This is a genomic window from Xenorhabdus bovienii (assembly GCF_024721015.1).
Classification (GTDB): domain Bacteria; phylum Pseudomonadota; class Gammaproteobacteria; order Enterobacterales; family Enterobacteriaceae; genus Xenorhabdus; species Xenorhabdus bovienii.
The window spans coordinates 1-2,951 of the sequence record NZ_JANAIF010000155.1; the positions used below are offsets into that span (position 1 = coordinate 1).

The 2,951-nt window shown below is 44.9% G+C and carries 3 protein-coding genes and 1 pseudogene; 1 reads left to right on the forward strand and 3 read right to left on the reverse strand.

Going from position 1 to position 2,951, the window contains the following annotated elements; all coding sequences use genetic code 11:
• Nucleotides 1-84: pseudogene (locus NXS07_RS19250) on the forward strand (transposase); the annotation flags it as partial.
• Between the two features lie 262 nt (nt 85-346).
• Here the strand turns inward: NXS07_RS19250 and NXS07_RS19255 are convergent.
• From NXS07_RS19255 to NXS07_RS19265, 3 genes are all read right to left on the reverse strand, one after another.
• Entirely contained in the window at nt 347-613 is a 267-nt protein-coding gene (locus NXS07_RS19255; RefSeq protein WP_258087431.1) for a helix-turn-helix domain-containing protein, read from the reverse strand.
• Between the two features lie 260 nt (nt 614-873).
• Nucleotides 874-1,743 carry an integrase domain-containing protein gene (locus NXS07_RS19260; protein ID WP_258087432.1) on the reverse strand — a complete coding sequence of 290 codons (870 nt, stop codon included), beginning with the start codon at nt 1,741-1,743 and terminating at the stop codon, nt 874-876.
• On the reverse strand, nt 1,743-1,910 hold the full coding sequence (locus NXS07_RS19265; protein WP_258087433.1) for a hypothetical protein: 168 nt from the start codon (nt 1,908-1,910) through the stop codon (nt 1,743-1,745). Before NXS07_RS19265 ends, NXS07_RS19260 begins: the two co-directional genes overlap by 1 nt.
• Between the last annotated feature and the right edge of the window lie 1,041 nt (nt 1,911-2,951).

The following is a 2,951-nucleotide window of genomic DNA, read 5'->3' on the forward strand; positions in this document are numbered from 1 at the left end:
AAGCTCTACATTTACGGTTATTTAAATCGAATTCAATCATCGCGACGGCTGGAGAAGGAATGCAACCGCAATGTCGAGTTAATGAAGTCACGGTTTTTACACAGTCTGGGCATAAAGCAGACATTCAGATTAGGTTTTGCTCAGATAAGCAACAGTGTCAGCTCAAGCCTGAACTAGTACAGATTAGCGCAATAAGTACAATTTACATCCCTATAGACTGCAATTAGTACATCTTAAAGCAAAAAGCCATGAGACTGAAAAATGACCAGATTAATCTGCTATTTCATGCTCAGGGCTTTGTATAAAATTTATTACTCTCACCAAGTCGAACAAGAATTGAATCAGGTTATTCTTGTGATTTATTGCGAATTTTACGCTCAATTAATCGACCATAATTATCAAAGTAACGGCTCGGCCAGATTTCAGAAGGATGGATTCCGAGATAGTTAGCAATTATCCATTCACCTTTCGGCCACGGTCTGCTGAATGCATTTGCTAGTGTTGATGAACTGAGTCCCGCTTCACGGGAGACTGCTGCCAACGTTGTACCGCGCTTGCGTAATGCAGCAATAATGTCGGCCTGATGCCAGTCATTTCTAACATTATTATTCATTCCTGCTACCCCTTCCATTAATTAATTAATCATTGATGGTGGTGATTCAGACAGGGTTCGCGGACCGGAGTACCCACCGGCGAGACCGAAGCCTCCCCCACCTGAACCACCATTGAAAGGGTGATAGCAAGCACACTGGCAGAAATATCCTACCAGTGTTTGGGTACACAAGGCCGCGACGCCTTGACCACTAGATTTTGCTAATGGCAGGAATACTTTAACTGATTGTTTTACCTAACACAATAACTGAACAACTAAGTCTAACGACTATAAATCCGCTCTACATAACGCCCACGACCATCACCATGCCCCAAATCCATTGAAACCAGTGCCCTTGCTTCCTGACGACTAAAACCATTTTGTTGGTAAAACCTCAGTGCATCCTGCGCCCACGCATAGCGCAAACTGTGGGGAGAATGGCAGCCTGTTAAACCAATCCTTGTAGTATATGTCCGCCAGTAGTTCATGGCCTGCTTGAGATCCGGCTTATCAATTAATCTGCCATCCCGCTGCTCTGCAACCACAATCGCCTGTTCTACAGCCTCTTTTACTGCTGCAACATCCAATACACGGGTTTCCCTTGGTCGGCCCCCCTTTGTACCGAAAACAACATGAAGTTTCGGTTCTGGTTGCTCTAACTGTTTGCGCCAACTTTTTAATGAAGCACTGCATTGCACCGCTTCCTGAGAACGTAACCCCAGTAAGCGGGCGAGTTTCAGTGTGACGGCAAATCCGGCATCACGTTCAAGCGCCTTCTGATAAACAATCTGAAATGTAGCATCAGGGATAGCCTGCTTAGTTCCGGCTCGGCTGGTTCCACTTAATCCCAATGCCTGATTGCTCAAACGTGGTGAGGTTTCCAGTTTTTCCCTGCCTGCCATGCGGAAGATATTACGCAGCGCAGACATTTCATTTTGCACCGTACGCTTGGCGATCCCTTGAGATAAACGGGCATCAACGTATTGCTCCACATGTTTGGTCTTCAAATGGCTGAGGCTTTTCACCTGAATATTCAGGCTCAATAACAATGCCCCCAAACGTCCTGCAATCCGAATGCGGTCATGGCAAGTTTTATGACTGCCACCACCCTGCCGGGCAAAAAATTTTAATTCTTTAATCAATCGACTCATCAATTTCTCCCGCTACTTATACCTGACAACATGCAATCTCTGGCGCGCGACAGTGCGGCAAAACAGAAAATGCCTGCCTTGCCCTTGACGGATATCTGTGCGCCAGAGTGAACGCAAGTTGAGGTATTGCGGGGTATCGGTTGAGTACGCGGTACTGCCGCCTGCATAACAGGTCATCCCCACCGGCAAAAAGCCAGCCTCGATATCGTCAAGTTCTCCTTTTTCAATCTAAAAATGCAGTGTCAGATTCACTGTGTGGTGAAGCAGGTGTGAGCCTGTCAGGGTTGCGTCGTTCTTTGGCTGCGGCGTCACTTTCAGCGATAAACCGGCAAAAAGTGACGCCTTAAGTTCCACAAACAGTCAGTAAAAGTCGTGCAATCGTTGAAATGCCAGTAAGCATCGCAAAACATCGCAAGGTTCAGTGTTAAACGGTAGTGATGAGTTAATTATTTGTGTGTAGAAAACCTGTCCGCTGAATATTTCAAACAGAAATAGTTAAGGCATTGAATCAGGTGTGTGAAAATTATCCGGCACGTATGGCGTGAAATGAGTTCAGGGCGTCACTCAATCTCACTATGCAAAAGTTAAGTGAAGATAGGATCTGATGTTGATATGAAAGAAGTGCATAATTCAACGTTCAATGCACTTGGAGGACAATATAAAAACACCTTTTTGAGGTATTTTTTCGTTTAAAAAACCCTCATCGCCAGACAAGGGGTTTATGTCTGACAATATCTGCTTCCAAAAGTGCGCAGATGTACCGCAATGCTTGCTCTCCCTTTCAGGCTACGGGAGTTTTATTTCGCCACCCGAAGGCGATCCTGACAGGCGATAGATCTTTTTTTTGTAGAAAAAGATATTAACGGTTAGGTATAGGAGAGTCAAACCGTTGACTGTTCTTGTCAGCCTTATTTTTGCCTGAATGCTTGTGCCTATTCCGCTGGTTCCCCCATATTCCGCCAAAATCAGGCGAAAACTCCATCTAATAGGTTAATTAATTTTACTGATGAATGTGTACAATAGATTAACCTGTCGGACAAAAAAATATAACATTGTAAAGTACAAATAATGATAAACAACAAGGAATCGCTGTACCTGCAAGAGCGTGCCTACTTGCGGGAGCTGGCACATTGCATAGCGAAAGAGTCACCGCATCTGGCCGATTTTCTGGTTTCATCCCATGATCCCGAGATTGCGCGTGTTTTTGA

Excerpts from the sequence above, each read along its gene's own strand:
- NXS07_RS19255 (WP_258087431.1), bottom strand. The coding sequence starts at position 613 with ATGAATAATAATGTTAGAAATGACTGGCATCAGGCCGACATTATTGCT.
- NXS07_RS19260 (WP_258087432.1), bottom strand. The coding sequence starts at position 1,743 with ATGAGTCGATTGATTAAAGAATTAAAATTTTTTGCCCGGCAGGGTGGT.
- NXS07_RS19265 (WP_258087433.1), bottom strand. The coding sequence starts at position 1,910 with ATGCAGGCGGCAGTACCGCGTACTCAACCGATACCCCGCAATACCTCA.